We start from the raw sequence: 15,239 nt of genomic DNA, 5'->3' as shown, positions 1-15,239 counted from the left end.
CCCTTCGCAGGTAACGAAGGGACGCGCGAATGTCACCACATGGTTACACAGGAGCGCTCTGGGACAATTGCGCCAGCGCACTGGCCATGCTCGGCGCCAATGGCAGGCGCGGGATCAATACGGCTTGCCAGGCGTGATACAGGTCAGGTTTACCGGCCCAGATATCGGCGCTCAGGCGGTTCAGCGGATCGAGCTCGTGATGCCAGCTGCCATCGCAGCGGTCGATGAAATGACTGTCACAGAATTCCCAGAACAGTCGGTACCAACGCTCGTATTGCTCATCACCGGTGCGTTTTAGCAGCGCACTGGCGGCGGCGCTGGCTTCGCAATGAGTCCAGTGCAAACGATGACGAACCACCGCGCGATTGTCCCAGTCGAGGGTGTAGACAATGCCCGGCGCGCCATCGATGTCCCAGCCGTGACGGCAATTATGCTCGAAGAGTTTTTGCGCATCGGTGACCAGCCAGCCCGGCGTGAGCATCCCGGCTTGCACCCGCGCCGCTTCAAGGTGCAGTAACAACCGCGCCCATTCGAAACCATGACCCGGCGTGGTGCCGTAAGGGCGGAAACCGTCGGCCGGGTTGTCGTGGTTGTAGTCACGCAGCGGCTGCCAGTCGCGGTCGAAATGTTCGACCACCAGGTAATCGTTGGCGGCGGCGTGTTCGTGAATGACACGCTCGACGATGCGCTGCGCGCGAATCAGCCAGCGGTGGTCCTCGGTGACATCGGCCAGGGCGAGAAAGGCTTCGGTGGCGTGCATGTTGCTGTTGGCGCCGCGATAGGCCTCCTCGCAACTGAAGTCGCGGTTGAAGGACTCACGCATGGCGCCCTCCTCCTCGCTCCAGAAATGGCTGTCGATGATGTGGATCGCATCATCGAGCAAGGCTTGCGCACCGGGACGCTGGGCAACCACCGCAGAACTCGCGGCCAACGCCACGAAGGCATGCAGGTAAGCGGCTTTGCCGGTATTGCCGTCGCGGTGTTCGGGCGTGGCGAACCAGCCACCGTGTTCGGCGTCACGCAGCGGCCCGCTGAGGGCTTTGATGCCGTGATCCACCAGCTCGGCGAACCCCGGCAAACCCTGGATGTGGGCCATGGCGAAGCTGTGGGTCATGCGCGCGGTGTTCATGGTTTCGGCTTGCGCGTTGACCGCCAGGCGCCCCTTTTCATCAATGTTGCCGAAACCTTCGGGAAGCTTTGAAGCCTTGGCAAATGCCAGCAGGCGCAGGCCTTCGGCGGCGAGCCATTGCTGATGGGCAGGCGCGTTCAGCCAACTGCTGAAGGCGGGTTGGAAGGTGTCCATGCGATACCTTTTTTTGTTGTTATGACTGGGACCAGTCTAAACAACGGTCGGTGGCGGGCAGGTAACGAAGGGGGAGCGTTATGTCACCGACCTGTGACATTCACCCTGATTTTGAAGTGAGTGGTTAATTGTGGCGAGGGAGCTTGCTCCCGTTGGGGCGCGGAGCGGCCCTGAAAGAGGGACTGCTGCGCAGTCCAACGGGAGCAAGCTCCCTCGCCACAGGGGCAGTGTCAATCCATTGGTCGCGGCAACTGCAACGTCACGCGCAACCCGCCTTCACGCAGGTTTTGCAGGCTGACTTCGCCGCCATGGCTATGGGCGATGTTGCGGGCAATCCCCAGCCCCAAGCCATAACCCTGTTGCTGCCCGGCCAGGCGGAAGTGCGGCTCGAACACTTGCTCCAGCCGCTGCTCCGGCACACCCGGGCCTTCGTCGTCGACATGCAGGACGAACGCGCTCTCGTCGTCATCGATGTGCAGATGCGCGTTCTGCCCGTACTTCAAGGCGTTGTCGATCAGGTTGCCGATGCAGCGCTTGAGCGCCAGTGGCTTGCCGGGATACGGCGCCAGCGCCCGCCCCTGCTGAGTCACGCGGCCATTGCCGTTAGGCGCCAGATACGGTTCCACCAGGCAGTCGAGCACATGGTTGAGATCCACCGGCTCGATGTTTTCGTGGATGTCGGTGTCTTTCACGCATTGCAGCGCGCCTTTGACCAGCAACTCCAGCTCATCCAGATCACGACCGAACTTGGCTTGCAGCTTTTCGTCTTCAAGTAATTCAACCCGCAGTCGCAGCCGAGTGATCGGTGTGCGCAAGTCATGGGAAATCGCGCTGAACAACTGGCTGCGCTCGGTCAGGTAACGGCTGATGCGTTCACGCATCGCATTGAACGCGCGACCGACTTCCACCACTTCACTGCCGCCCCCCTGAGCGACTGGTTCGACGTCGGCGCCCAGGGACATGTCCCGCGCCGCCCGCGCCAATCGCTTGAGTGGCCGGCTCTGCCAATGCACCAGCAGGCCAATGAACAGGAGTAAGAAGCCGCTGGTGAGTACGATGAACCAGACTTGCTGTGCCGGCAGGCCTTGCTCTTCAAGACTGGTGTAGGGCTCGGGCAACAGCGAAGCGATGTACAGCCATTCCCCCGGCGCCATCTGGATTTGCGTGACCAGCACCGGTGGGTTCACTGGCTCCAGGGTCAACGCGTAGTGCGCCCAGGAGCGTGGCAATTCATCGAGTTTCAGCCCGCTATTGAAGATCCGCAGGTCTTCGGGGCTGACGAACGTCACCGAAATATCGGCGTCCTGGCCCAGCGACTGGCGCAGCACTTCGTCCACCGCTTTGAGCACCGCTTCTTTGCGCGGCGTGATCGGCAGCACTTCCATGCCTAAGGGTTTGTCGTTGAGGGTCACCACGAACCGGGTGCCGCCCATGCTGCGCAACTGGTCGAGCACCAGCGGCCTGAACGCCACCGGCAACGAGCGGAAATAACTGACGCTGGCCGTCATCGAATGGGCCAGGCTGCGGGCGCTGGTGACCAGGCCTTCGAGTTGGGTAGCACGCAGTTGCGAAACCCAGATCACGCTCGACAGCGTCTGGGCAAACAGCACCGCCAACAGGGTCAGCAGCAGCATGCGCCCGAGCAGCGAGCGCGGCACCGGCACGCGCCCGGCGAGCTTGCGCAGGAACTCAGTGACCATTGCCGGCAACCACGTTGGCTGCCAATTGGTAGCCACTGCCACGCACCGTCCGGATCAGCCGCGGCGGTTTTTCGGTGTCGCGCAGACGCTGGCGCAAACGGCTGACCGCCATGTCGACGATGCGATCGAGCGGCATCAGGTCACGGCCACGGGTGGCGTTGCCGATGGTGTCGCGGTCGAGGATTTCCTGGGGGTGATCGAGGAACAGTTTCAGCAGGGCGAAATCGGCGCCGGAGAGAATCACTTCTTCGCCGTCGGTGTGGAACAGCCGATGGCTGACCATGTCCAGCCGCCAGTCGTCGAAGGCCAGCACTTCACCGCCGGAACGCTCCTGACCGAACTGCGCGCGACGCAACAAGGCTTTGATCCGCGCCTGCAATTCACGGGGGCTGAAGGGTTTGCCGAGGTAGTCGTCGGCGCCCAGTTCCAGGCCGATGACGCGGTCAGCCTCATCGGAACTGGCGGTGAGCATGATGATCGGCACGTGGGCCTGGCGCGGGTGCTGGCGGATCCAGCGGCAGAGGCTGAAACCATCTTCGTCCGGCAGCATCACGTCGAGGATCACCAGATCGCTCGGCGCCTCGTTCAGCGCCTGACGAAAGCCTGCGCCATCGGGCGTGGTGCGGACCTGGAAACCGGCACGGGTCAGGTAGGTGTCCAGCAACTCGCGTATCTCTTGATCGTCATCGACCAACAAAATCGACTTGTTGACTGAGCTCACGGGGCGGCGTCCTTGTTGTTTGTGTTAGGGAGGATTATGCCTGATCGATCATGGATCTATGTTGTCTGTTCCGGCCTCTTCGCGGGCAAGCCTCGCTCCTACAGGGTTCGTGACATTCCTTGTAGGAGCGAGGCTTGCCCGCGAATGAGGTGACGCGGTCTCAGGCCTGCTCCAACGCCACACCCGCGCCAACAAGGCCGGAATACGGCGCTGTCACCAGCCACACCGGAATGCCTTTGAAGTAATCGCTCATGCAACCCTTGTCGGCAAAGCACCGGGCGAAACCGCTTTTAACGAAAAAGTCGGCAAACCGTGGAATCACTCCACCAACGATGTACACACCACCCCGTGCACCGGTGGTCAGCACATTGTTGCCGGCCACGCGGCCGAGCCAGCAGCAGAACTGCTCGAGCACTTCCAGGGCAATCGGATCACCCGCCAGCCCGGCCGCCGTGATCGCCTCAGGCGTGTCGAGCACAGGTGTGTGGCCGTCAACGGCGCAGATCGCCCGGTAGACTCGCGGCAAACCACCGCCGCTCAATGCCGTTTCAGCGCTGACATGGCCGATCTCGTTGTAGATGTGTTGCCACAGCTGGGTTTCTCGTGGGCTGCTCAGCGGCAGATCGACGTGACCACCCTCCCCCGGCAACGCGGCAAAACGGCCCTCGCCCAGATCGAGCAACGTGCCTACGCCCAGCCCCGTGCCCGGACCGATCACCACCGCTGGCCGCAACGGTTCCGGCGTGCCTTCGCAGACCACCCGGAACTCGCCCGGCTGCAAGCGGGTCATGCCCAGCGCCATGGCCGAGAAATCGTTGACCAGCAGCAGTTGATCCACCTGCAAGGTCTTGCAGAAACCCTTGCGACTGAGCCGCCAGTGATTGTTGGTGAACTTGAATTCATCACCGCTCACAGGGCCCGCCACCGACAGGCACACCGAACCGATCGAACCCGGCGCCAGACCGAGCCCGTTCAGATAGAGCGCGATAGCCTCCTCCGGACTGGCGTGGTCTGCCGTCGCCAGCACCTGGACTGATTCCAGTTGCTGGTTTTTCCACAACGCGAAACGTGCGTTGGTCCCACCGATGTCACCGACCAAAGCCAGTTTCAATTAAGCGTCTCCAGGGCAGAAGTAAAGGCGCTGGCGCCTTGCTCTGCGGAGCTGAAGGCCATGCGCATGAAACCAAACAGTTCGCGACCGGTGCCGATGTTGTTGCCCAACAGGCCTTTAGCCGGCTCGCGCGCTGCAAATTCTTCGGCGTCCACCTTAAGCTCCAGGGTGCCTTTGACGCCATCGACGCGGATGATATCGCCCTCTCGCACCCGCGCCAAAGCGCCGCCCACATAAGCTTCGGGGCTGACGTGGATTGCCGCCGGGATTTTCCCCGAGGCGCCGGACATGCGTCCGTCAGTCACCAACGCGACTTTGAAGCCACGGTCCTGCAACACGCCGAGGAACGGCGTCATCTTGTGCAGTTCCGGCATGCCGTTGGAACGCGGGCCCTGGAAGCGCATTACCGCGACAAAATCCTTCTCCAGCAGACCGGCCTTGAACGCATCGGCCAGGTCCTGTTGATCCTGGAACACCATGGCCGGGGCTTCGACGACCTGGTTTTCCAGGGCGACTGCCGAGACCTTCATCACGCCACGACCGAGATTGCCTTCCATCACCCGCAAGCCACCCTCTGCCGAGAATGCCCGAGCCACTGGGCGCAGGATGTTTTCGTCGAGGCTTTCGATCGGGCCTTCGCGCCAGACCAGCTCGCCGTTTTCGAGGAACGGCTCTTTGGTGTAGCGGCTCAGGCCGTGGCCGAGCACGGTGTTGACGTTTTCGTGGAGCAGGCCGGCTTCCAGCAGTTCGCGGATCAGGAACGACATGCCGCCCGCTGCCTGGAAGTGGTTGATGTCGGCTTTGCCGTTCGGGTACACGTGGCTCAGGGTCGGCACCACCTCGGAGAGGTCGGCCATGTCCTGCCAGGTCAACTGGATGCCTGCGGCCATGGCGATGGCCGGCATGTGCAAGGTGTGGTTGGTCGAGCCGCCGGTGGCGTGCAGGGCCACGATGGAGTTGACCAGCGAACGCTCGTCGACGATTTCGCCGATCGGCAGGAAGTTGCCATTCTGCTTGGTCAGGCGCGTCACCTGATGCGCCGCTTCGCGGGTCAGGGCATCGCGCAACGGGGTGTTCGGGTTGACGAACGAGGCGCCCGGCAAGTGCAGGCCCATGACTTCCATCAGCAACTGGTTGGTGTTGGCGGTGCCGTAGAACGTGCAGGTGCCAGGGCTGTGGTAGGACTTCATCTCCGATTCCAGCAGCTCTTCGCGGGTCGCCTTGCCTTCGGCGTAGCGCTGACGCACATCGGCTTTCTGCTTGTTGGAGATGCCCGACACCATCGGCCCGCCCGGCACGAAAATCATCGGCAGATGACCGAAGCGCAACGCGCCCATCATCAGGCCCGGCACGATCTTGTCGCAGATGCCGAGCATCAGCGCGCCATCGAACATGTTGTGGGACAGCGCCACGGCGGTGGACAACGCGATCACTTCACGGCTCGGCAGGCTCAGTTCCATGCCCGGTTCGCCCTGGGTCACGCCATCGCACATGGCCGGGGTGCCACCGGCGAACTGGCCGACGGAGCCGATTTCGCGCAGGGCTTTTTTGATCTGTTCAGGAAAGACTTCGTACGGCTGGTGCGCCGAGAGCATGTCGTTATATGACGAAACAATTGCGATGTTGGCGGAGTTCATCATCCGCAGGCTGTGCTTGTCGTCGCTGCCACATCCGGCCACGCCGTGGGCGAAGTTGGCGCATTGCAGCTTGCCGCGCATCGGGCCGTCACTGGCGGCGCCACGGATCAATGCAAGGTAAGCCTCACGCGTGGCGCGGCTGCGGGCGATAAGCCGTTCGGTGACCTCAAGGACGCGGGGATGCATGTGTAGAACTCCAGGCTAACGGATGTGGCGACCTGATTGTCTATGCTGATCAAACGCCGTTGTGATCGGGATGACAGACGGCTTTCTTGATCATTCGGACCAGTTGATTCAGGTCACTCGTTGTAGATAAAACAAAATATTGCCACTAAAAAGGCTTGTTTTCTATTTTTTTGCGAATAATCTTGTAATTCCAACAACAAAACGACGGCGGCGCTGTAAATGACTCTTCGAATCGCAATCAATGGTTTTGGCCGTATCGGCCGTAATGTCCTGCGCGCACTGTATACCCAAGGCTATCGTCAGGATCTGCAGATCGTGGCAATCAACGACCTGGGCGACAGTTCGATGAATGCTCACCTCCTGAAATACGACACCGTTCACGGCACATTCGATGCCGATGTCCAGCACGATCAGGAAAGCCTGACCGTCAACGGCGACCGTATTTCGGTCAGCGCCATTCGCAACCCGGCCGAACTGCCCTGGGCCGCGGAGAAGGTCGACGTCGTATTCGAATGCACTGGTCTGTTCACCGACCGCGCCAAAGCCGCCGCCCATATTACGGCCGGCGCGCGCAAAGTGATTATCTCGGCCCCGGCCAAAGGCGCCGACGCCACTGTGGTTTATGGGGTTAACCACGACATTCTGCGCCAGTCGCACCAGATCATTTCCAACGCCTCGTGCACCACCAACTGCCTGGCCCCTGTGGCCCAGGTGCTACACCGCGAGCTGGGCATCGAAAGCGGTCTGATGACCACTATTCACGCCTACACCAACGACCAGAACCTGACCGACGTCTACCACACCGACCCGTACCGCGCCCGTTCCGCCACCCAGAACATGATCCCGAGCAAGACCGGCGCCGCTGAAGCGGTAGGCCTGGTGCTGCCGGACCTGGCGGGCAAACTGACCGGCATGGCAGTGCGTGTTCCGGTGATCAACGTGTCGCTGGTGGACCTGACCGTGCAGCTCAAGCGCGAAGCGTCGGCCGATGAAGTGAATGCGCTGCTCAAACAAGCCAGCCAACACTCGAAGATTCTCGGCTACAACGCCCTGCCGCTGGTATCCAGCGACTTCAACCACAACCCGCTGTCGTCGATCTTCGACGCCAACCACACCAAGTCCAGCGGCAAGCTGCTCAAAGTGCTGGCCTGGTACGACAACGAGTGGGGCTTCTCCAACCGCATGCTCGATAACTGCCTGGCGCTCTGCAACGCAGAGTAAACCGTGGAGCAGCAACCGATGATCGGTATCAGCTTTACGCATAAGACCATGGCGGCGCGCAAGCGTATCGCCCTGGTCGCCCATGACCATTGCAAAGTGTTTTTGCTGGACTGGGCCGAGCGGCAGAAAGACAAACTCGCGCAGCATGAACTGGTCGCCACCGGCACCACGGGGTTGTTGTTGCAACAACGCCTCGGCCTGCCGGTGGAAAGCATGATCAGCGGTCCACTGGGCGGCGACCAGCAACTCGGCGCGCAAATCGCCGAGCAGCGCGTCGACATGCTGGTGTTCTTCTGGGACCCGTTCGAACCGCAACCCCACGACCCGGACATCAAGGCGTTGCTGCGGGTCGCGGCGGTGTGGAACATCCCCGTGGCCTGCAACGAATGCAGCGCCGACTACCTGCTCAGCAGCCCGTTGATGGATCAGGCTCACGAACACCGCATCCCGGATTACGCGACCTATCTGCAGGGGCGTGGGTAAAGCGCTGGCATAAATCCTCTGTGACAACAGGCTCGCTCCCACGGGAATGCATATCCCCGTAGGAGCGAGGCTTGCCCGCGAAGGTCGCAACACGGTCAACGACTTCGCGGGCAAGTCGGAGCGCCGCACCGCTCTCTCTACAGGATTTCATCTGGCCGAGCCGTCTTTTTGAACTATGCTCGGGCTCTCGCTCCGGAGGGCCTTCGATGACTGATTTACTCACGTCCATTCAAGCCGCACTCGGCTTGCCTCACACCCCAATCCCGTTCACCTCGAGCGGCGCCCTGCCCTCGGCATTTGCCGTGACCGATCTGGCCTGCGCCAGCATTGCTGCCGCCGGCCAGGCCGCCAGCGAACTGCTGCACCGGCAAACCGGTCGTTTGCCCAGCCTTGAAGTTGACCGCCGCCTGGCGTCGTTCTGGTTCGCCACCTCGATCCGCCCCGTGGGCTGGAGCGTCCCGCCGTTGTGGGATCCGGTCGCCGGTGACTACGCGACCAAGGACGGCTGGATCCGCCTGCACACCAACGCGCCCCATCACCGCGCCGCTGCTGAGTCAGTGCTCGGCGCCTGTGCCGACCGCGCAGCGATGGCGAGCAAAGTGGCTCAGTGGGCGAAAAGCGATCTGGAACAAGCGGTGGTCGAGGCCGGTGGTTGCGCCGCCGAGATGCGCAGCTGGAAGCAATGGCAAGCTCACCCCCAAGGTCGGGCCGTGAACGCCGAGCCGTTGATTCAGTTCAGCGTCGATGGCAGCCCAACCGCCAAACCGTGGCAAGGCTCGGTGGCGCAACCGCTGGCCGGAATCAAGGTACTGGACCTCACGCGAGTGCTCGCCGGCCCGATCGCCAGCCGCTTCCTCGCCGGGCTCGGCGCCGACGTGCTGCGCATCGACCCACCGACCTGGAACGAACCGGGCGTGGTGCCGGAAGTCACCCTGGGCAAACGCTGTGCGCGCCTGGATCTGCACGACAAAGCCGATCGCGCGGTGTTCGAAAGCCTGCTCAAGGACGCCGACATCCTGCTCCACGGCTACCGCGCCGATGCCTTGGAACGCCTGGGTTACGGCATCGCCCAACGCCAGGCACTGGCCCCGGGCCTGATCGATGTTTGCCTCAACGCTTACGGCTGGAGCGGCCCTTGGCAGAACCGTCGCGGCTTCGACAGCCTGGTGCAGATGAGCAGCGGGATTGCCGACGCGGGCATGCACTGGAAGAAGGCGGATAAACCGACACCGCTGCCGGTCCAGGCCCTTGACCATGCCACCGGGTATTTGATGGCGGCCAGTGCGATCAAGCTATTGGGGCACGGTGGCTCTGCGCGGCTGTCGCTGGCACGGACGGCGAAGCTGTTGATCGAACATGGCGCCGGAACCAACGAGCCGTTGCGCGCAGAGGATGACCACGATCAAGGGATGTTGATTGAGCAAACGCCGTGGGGACCGGCCCATCGGTTACAGGTGCCGTTGAAGATCACCGGGACGCCACTGCAATGGGCGCTGCCGGCCGGGGAACTGGGCGCCCATCGCGCGCAGTGGTGGTGATCACCAGATAGCTTTCGCGGGCTAGCCCGCTCCCACAGGTAGAGCGTGATCCTGTGGGAGCGTGGCTTGCCCGCGATGAGGCCCGAACAGTCACCGCAAACACTGTCATGTAGTTATTTTTAACTAAACAGATAAAACGAAATAACGTTTATTCATTAATTCCAGTACCGCGCACCAGATAAATCAAATCTGTCATATAAAACAGTTATCAGAAAATTGGCGAAACCGCAGAAACACACTAATTTCAAAACCCAAGCAATACCGCTTACGCCCACCTGACTTACCCCCTTCTGAACAGGGCTTCCCCGGCAAAACCGCGATGTCCGAGAAAGATACATAAGTCTTTCATTAACAATGGAATGTGCCCATGCACTGATCTATGTCAGCTGATTGAACAGCCAGCAGAACTACTCTGTTGTCTCTCTTCTCCTGCACTGGAGTCATGCTATGTCTGAATCCCCCGGAAAACTGAAACTCGGTGCGCTCGTTGCTTTAGTGGTCGGTTCAATGATTGGTGGCGGAATCTTCTCTTTGCCCCAGAACATGGCCGCCAGTGCGGATGTCGGTGCTGTTCTTATTGGTTGGGTAATCACCGCAGTGGGCATGTTGACCCTCGCTTTCGTCTTCCAGACCCTGGCCAATCGCAAGCCTGAGCTGGATGGCGGTGTTTATGCCTACGCCAAGGCCGGTTTCGGCGACTACATGGGTTTCTCGTCGGCCTGGGGATACTGGATCAGTGCCTGGCTGGGCAATGTGGGTTACTTCGTTCTCTTGTTTAGCACCCTCGGCTACTTCTTCCCCATTTTTGGGGAGGGAAATACCGTGGCTTCGGTAATCGGCGCCTCGCTGCTGCTTTGGGCGGTGCACTTTCTGGTTTTACGGGGAATCAAGGAAGCGGCGTTCATCAACCTGGTAACCACCGTCGCCAAGGTCGTACCGCTGCTGCTGTTCGTGTTGATCGCCTTGTTCGCGTTCAAACTGGAGATTTTCACCGCCGACATCTGGGGCATCAAAAACCCTGACCTGGGCAGTGTGATGAACCAGGTGCGCAACATGATGCTGGTCACCGTGTGGGTGTTCATCGGCATCGAAGGCGCGAGCATTTTCTCGGCCCGTGCCGAAGTACGCAGCGACGTGGGTAAAGCCACCGTCATCGGCTTCATCACCGTGCTGTTGTTCCTGATGCTGGTGAACGTGTTGTCCCTGGGGATCATGACCCAACCCGCGCTGGCGAAACTGCAGAACCCGTCGATGGCTGCGGTGCTGGAACATGTGGTTGGTCATTGGGGCGCGGTGCTGATCAGCGTCGGCCTGATCATTTCCTTGCTCGGGGCGTTGCTGTCATGGGTGTTGCTGTGCGCGGAGATCATGTTCGCTGCCGCCAAGGACCACACCATGCCGGCGTTTTTGCGCCGTGAAAACGCCAACCTTGTACCGGCCAACGCGCTGTGGCTGACCAACGCGATGGTGCAGCTGTTTCTGATCATCACACTGTTTTCGGCCAGCACTTACCTGTCGCTGATCTACCTCGCTACCTCGATGATCCTGGTGCCCTATCTGTGGTCGGCGGCCTATGCCCTGCTGCTGGCAGTGCGCGGTGAGAGCTATGAAAACGCTGTGGCCGAGCGCAGCAAAGACCTGGTCATCGGTGGCATCGCGTTGATCTACGCGATCTGGCTGCTGTACGCCGGCGGCGTCAAATACCTGCTGCTCTCCGCCCTGCTGTATGCCCCCGGTGCGATCCTGTTCGCCAAGGCCAAACTTGAAGTCGACAAACCGGTTTTCACTAACGTCGAGAAGCTGATTTTCGCCGCCGTCGTCGTAGGCGCCCTGGTGGCGGCCTATGGGCTGTATGCCGGCTTTCTGACCCTTTAGCACTGTAATGAAAAGCAGCACCTGAATGTTTTGATCTGGAGGAACACGGTAATGACCACGGAAAAAGTTAAGTACGGCGTCCATTCCGAAGCCGGCAAACTGCGCAAAGTCATGGTTTGCTCCCCCGGCCTGGCCCACCAGCGGCTGACCCCGAACAACTGCGACGAACTGCTGTTCGATGATGTGCTGTGGGTCGCCCAAGCCAAACGCGACCACTTCGACTTCGTCACCAAAATGCGCGAGCGTGGTGTCGACGTGCTGGAAATGCACAACCTGCTGACCGACATCGTCGCGATGCCTGAAGCGCTGGACTGGATTCTGGAGCGCAAGATCACCGCCAATTCGGTCGGTCTCGGCCTGGTCCATGAAGTGGGGGCCTGGCTACGTAGCCTAGAGCCACGCAAGATCGCCGAATTCCTCATCGGCGGGGTTTCCGCCGATGACCTGCCGGACAGTTTCGGTGGCAAGACCATTCAGATGTTCCGCGACTTCCTCGGTCATTCCAGCTTCATTCTGCCGCCGCTGCCCAACACCCAGTTCACCCGCGACACCACCTGCTGGATCTATGGCGGCGTGACCCTGAACCCGATGTACTGGCCGGCGCGTCGTCAGGAAACCTTGCTGGCCACCGCCATCTACAAATTCCACCCGCAGTTCACCAACGCCGACTTCCAGATCTGGTACGGCGACCCCGACCAGGACCATGGCAACGCCACCCTAGAGGGCGGTGACGTGATGCCGATCGGCAACGGCGTGGTATTGATCGGCATGGGCGAGCGCTCGTCCCGCCAGGCCATCGGCCAATTGGCGGTCAACCTGTTCAAGAACAAAGCCGTGGAACGAGTCATCGTCGCCGGCCTGCCGAAATCCCGCGCGGCGATGCACCTGGACACCGTGTTCAGCTTCTGCGACCGCGACCTGGTGACGATTTTCCCGGAAGTGGTGAAGCAGATCGTCGCCTTCAGCCTGCGCCCCGATGAAAGCAAACCGGGCGGCATCGACGTGCGCCGTGAAGAAACCAGCTTCCTCGACACCGTGGCCAAGGCCCTCAACCTCAAGGCGCTGCGCGTTGTCGAAACCGGCGGTAACGCCTTTGCCGCCGAACGCGAGCAATGGGACGACGGCAACAACGTGGTGGCGGTGGAGCCAGGCGTGGTCATCGGCTACGACCGCAACACCTACACCAACACCCTGCTGCGCAAGGCCGGCGTCGAGGTCATCACCATCAGCGCCAGTGAGCTCGGGCGCGGGCGTGGCGGTGGCCACTGCATGACCTGCCCGATCATTCGCGACCCTATCGATTATTAACTTTCGAGCCTTGGCCGATGCTTATCCAGCACGGCCGAGGGGATAACCGACACCCAAGGAGATCCAATCATGGCTTTCAACATGCGCAACCGCAGCCTGCTCTCGCTGATGCACCACACCACTCGCGAGCTGCACTACCTGCTGGACCTGTCCCGCGACCTCAAGCGCGCCAAATACACCGGCACCGAGCGTCCGCACCTGCAAGGCAAGAACATCGCGCTGATCTTCGAAAAAACCTCGACCCGCACCCGGTGCGCCTTCGAAGTCGCGGCCCATGACCAGGGCGCCCACGTCACCTACATCGACCCGGTGTCGTCGCAGATCGGCCACAAGGAAAGCATGAAGGACACCGCCCGCGTGCTGGGGCGGATGTTCGACGCTATCGAGTACCGTGGCTTCGAACAGGAAATCGTCGAAGAGCTGGCCAAGTTCGCCGGCGTACCGGTATTCAACGGCCTGACCGCTGAATTCCACCCGACGCAAATGATCGCCGACACCCTGACCATGCGCGAACACAGCGACAAACCGCTGCACGACATCAGCTACGCCTACCTGGGCGATGCGCGCTACAACATGGGTAATTCGTTGCTGATGATCGGCGCCAAACTCGGCATGGACGTGCGCATCGCCGCACCGAAAGCGCTGTGGCCGCATCAGGACTTCATCGATCAGTGCAAAGCCTTCGCCGAAGAGAGCGGCGCGCGCATCACCATCACCGAAGACCCGAAAGCCGCGGTCAAGGGCGTGGACTTCATCCACACTGACATCTGGGTGTCGATGGGTGAGCCGGTGGAAGCGTGGGACGAGCGCATCGAGCAACTGCTGCCGTACCAGGTCAACGCCGACATGATGAAGGCCTCGGGCAACCCGCGCGTGAAGTTCATGCACTGCCTGCCGGCGTTCCACAACAGCGAAACCAAGGTCGGCAAGGACATCGCCGCACGCTATCCGCACCTGGCCAACGGCGTCGAAGTAACTGAAGAAGTCTTCGAATCGCCGGCCAACATCGCCTTCGAGCAAGCGGAAAACCGTATGCACACCATCAAGGCTATTCTGGTGTCGGCGCTGGCGGATGTCTGAGGCTGAACACTTGCTGATGATCGTTCCCACGGTCCCCGTGGGAACGATCATCAGGGAGATCAGATTGCCCGCCCCTATTTAGAAGGACTGCACTATGCGTATCGTCATTGCTCTGGGCGGTAACGCCCTGCTCCGCCGGGGTGAGCCCATGACCGCGGACAACCAGCGCGCGAACATCCGGATCGCCACCGAACAGATCGCCAAGATTCATCCCGGCAACCAACTGGTGATTGCCCACGGCAATGGTCCGCAGATCGGCCTGTTGTCGCTGCAAGCGGCGGCCTACAGCCAGGTTTCGCCTTACCCGCTGGACGTACTCGGCGCCGAAACCGACGGCATGATCGGCTACATCATCGAACAGGAACTGGGCAACCTGCTGGACTTCGAAGTGCCCTTCGCCACCCTGCTGACCCAGGTCGAAGTCGACCCCAACGACCCGGCGTTCCAGGCCCCCAGCAAACCGATCGGTCCGGTCTATTCCAAGGCCGACGCCGAGAAACTCGCCGCCGAGAAAGGCTGGGCCATCGCCCCGGACGGCGACAAGTTCCGGCGCGTGGTCGCCAGCCCGAAACCCAAACGTATCTTCGAAATCCGCCCGATCAAGTGGCTGCTGGAAAAAGGCAGCATCGTGATCTGCGCCGGTGGTGGCGGCATCCCGACGATCTACGACGCCAACGGCAAACTGCAGGGTGTGGAAGCGGTGATCGATAAAGACCTGTGCTCGGCACTGCTGGCCGAACAGTTGGAAAGCGATCTGTTGGTGATCGCCACTGACGTCAATGCGGCCTTTATCGATTTCGGCAAGCCCACCCAGAAAGCCATCGCCCAGGCTCACCCCGATGAAATGGACAAACTCGGCTTCGCCGCCGGCTCCATGGGACCAAAGGTCCAGGCGGCCTGCGAGTTCGCCCGCCATACTGGGAAAGTCGCGGTAATCGGTTCACTCTCGGACATCGAAGCGATCATCCAGGGCAAGGCCGGCACCCGTATCAGCACAGCGACGCCTGGCATCAGTTATCAATAGAAAGAAACGAATAGAAAGAAACGCAGGGGGGCAGGCGTGAGGTCTGCCCTGA

At 61.1% G+C, this 15,239-nt stretch carries 12 protein-coding genes; 7 read left to right on the top strand and 5 right to left on the bottom strand.

Features of this window, described 5'->3' with window-relative positions; translation table 11 throughout:
• Positions 1-43 precede the first annotated feature (43 nt).
• From PGR6_RS06170 to edd, 5 genes are all read right to left on the bottom strand, one after another.
• On the bottom strand, positions 44-1,303 hold the full coding sequence (locus PGR6_RS06170) for a D-mannose isomerase (RefSeq protein WP_064616382.1): 1,260 nt from the start codon (positions 1,301-1,303) through the stop codon (positions 44-46).
• A 230-nt stretch (positions 1,304-1,533) separates the two neighbouring features.
• Entirely contained in the window at positions 1,534-3,003 is a 1,470-nt protein-coding gene (locus tag PGR6_RS06165) for an ATP-binding protein (protein ID WP_018926473.1), read from the bottom strand.
• Positions 2,993-3,724, bottom strand: a complete 732-nt coding sequence (locus tag PGR6_RS06160) for a response regulator (protein ID WP_007934711.1) — start codon at positions 3,722-3,724, stop codon at positions 2,993-2,995. Before PGR6_RS06160 ends, PGR6_RS06165 begins: the two co-directional genes overlap by 11 nt.
• Positions 3,725-3,884: 160 nt before the next feature.
• Complete coding sequence (locus PGR6_RS06155) at positions 3,885-4,835, bottom strand: glucokinase (protein ID WP_064616380.1); 951 nt, start codon at positions 4,833-4,835, stop codon at positions 3,885-3,887.
• Positions 4,832-6,658: a phosphogluconate dehydratase gene (edd, locus tag PGR6_RS06150; RefSeq protein WP_019581468.1), complete on the bottom strand. Its 1,827-nt coding sequence runs from the start codon at positions 6,656-6,658 to the stop codon at positions 4,832-4,834. The genes PGR6_RS06155 and edd overlap by 4 nt, the downstream gene beginning before the upstream one ends.
• 219 nt (positions 6,659-6,877) lie before the next feature.
• On the opposite strand from edd, the gene gap reads away from it, so the two are divergent.
• The 7 genes from gap to arcC all read left to right on the top strand — a co-directional run bounded on the left by gap (position 6,878) and on the right by arcC (position 15,187).
• The gene (gene gap, locus PGR6_RS06145) at positions 6,878-7,879 is read left to right on the top strand and encodes a type I glyceraldehyde-3-phosphate dehydrogenase (RefSeq protein ID WP_018926476.1); all 1,002 of its coding nucleotides are present in this window, start codon (positions 6,878-6,880) and stop codon (positions 7,877-7,879) included.
• A gap of 18 nt (positions 7,880-7,897) precedes the next feature.
• The gene (locus PGR6_RS06140; protein ID WP_064616377.1) at positions 7,898-8,362 is read left to right on the top strand and encodes a methylglyoxal synthase; all 465 of its coding nucleotides are present in this window, start codon (positions 7,898-7,900) and stop codon (positions 8,360-8,362) included.
• A 206-nt stretch (positions 8,363-8,568) separates the two neighbouring features.
• Entirely contained in the window at positions 8,569-9,900 is a 1,332-nt protein-coding gene (locus PGR6_RS06135; protein WP_064616374.1) for a CoA transferase, read from the top strand.
• Between the two features lie 447 nt (positions 9,901-10,347).
• Positions 10,348-11,775, top strand: a complete 1,428-nt coding sequence (gene arcD, locus PGR6_RS06130) for an arginine-ornithine antiporter (RefSeq protein ID WP_018926479.1) — start codon at positions 10,348-10,350, stop codon at positions 11,773-11,775.
• Positions 11,776-11,826: 51 nt separating this feature from the next.
• The gene (arcA, locus tag PGR6_RS06125; protein WP_018926480.1) at positions 11,827-13,083 is read left to right on the top strand and encodes an arginine deiminase; all 1,257 of its coding nucleotides are present in this window, start codon (positions 11,827-11,829) and stop codon (positions 13,081-13,083) included.
• Positions 13,084-13,152: 69 nt separating this feature from the next.
• On the top strand, positions 13,153-14,163 hold the full coding sequence (locus PGR6_RS06120) for an ornithine carbamoyltransferase (protein WP_064616373.1): 1,011 nt from the start codon (positions 13,153-13,155) through the stop codon (positions 14,161-14,163).
• A 94-nt stretch (positions 14,164-14,257) separates the two neighbouring features.
• Entirely contained in the window at positions 14,258-15,187 is a 930-nt protein-coding gene (gene arcC / locus PGR6_RS06115) for a carbamate kinase (RefSeq protein WP_018926482.1), read from the top strand.
• The last annotated feature ends 52 nt before the right edge of the window (positions 15,188-15,239 follow it).

It is taken from the genome of Pseudomonas sp. GR 6-02 (genome assembly GCF_001655615.1).
GTDB lineage: Bacteria > Pseudomonadota > Gammaproteobacteria > Pseudomonadales > Pseudomonadaceae > Aquipseudomonas.
Note: the sequence above shows the minus strand (reverse complement) of the source record. Positions and strands in the feature narration are given on the sequence as shown.